The organism is Bacillus cereus group sp. N31 (assembly GCF_016483245.1).
GTDB lineage: Bacteria > Bacillota > Bacilli > Bacillales > Bacillaceae_G > Bacillus_A > Bacillus_A toyonensis.
Genome location: NZ_JAEHCH010000079.1, coordinates 1 through 469 on the forward strand (window position 1 = coordinate 1; position 469 = coordinate 469).

Here is a 469-nt window from a genome sequence, read left to right on the forward strand (position 1 = left end):
AAAAAAACAAAATAATTTTCAATCAAAAGAAGATAAACAATTTCTAATATGGCATGAAGCAATTGCTATATTTGAGGTAAATAGATCAACAAAAACTGCTTTAACTCTTTTAAATCATGCATTAAAACTAACTTTAACCAATTCTGATTTTTTATCAGAAAGAGAAATAGATATTATGCAGACAATGGCTATATTTTATGCAGAACACAAAGAATATGAAAAAAGTATTAATATATTAAGAAGATGTTTAACCAATTTTAATAAGTTAGATTTTCCTAGAGATAAAGAAATTAAATTAAAAATCATTTTAAATTTAGCAAAATTTTTGGACCTCACATATCAACATGAAGAGGCAATAAAATACCTTGATAAGGGCATCAAATTAGCTATTAATCTAGACACTTTATACCTACTAGGTGAACTATACTATTTAAAAAGTCAGTATTTATTAAAGATTAAACAACATAAT

General features: G+C 23.7%; 1 pseudogene. It reads left to right on the top strand.

What is annotated here, in order from left to right:
* A pseudogene (locus JDS81_RS29815) lies at positions 1-469 on the top strand (transcriptional regulator); the annotation flags it as partial.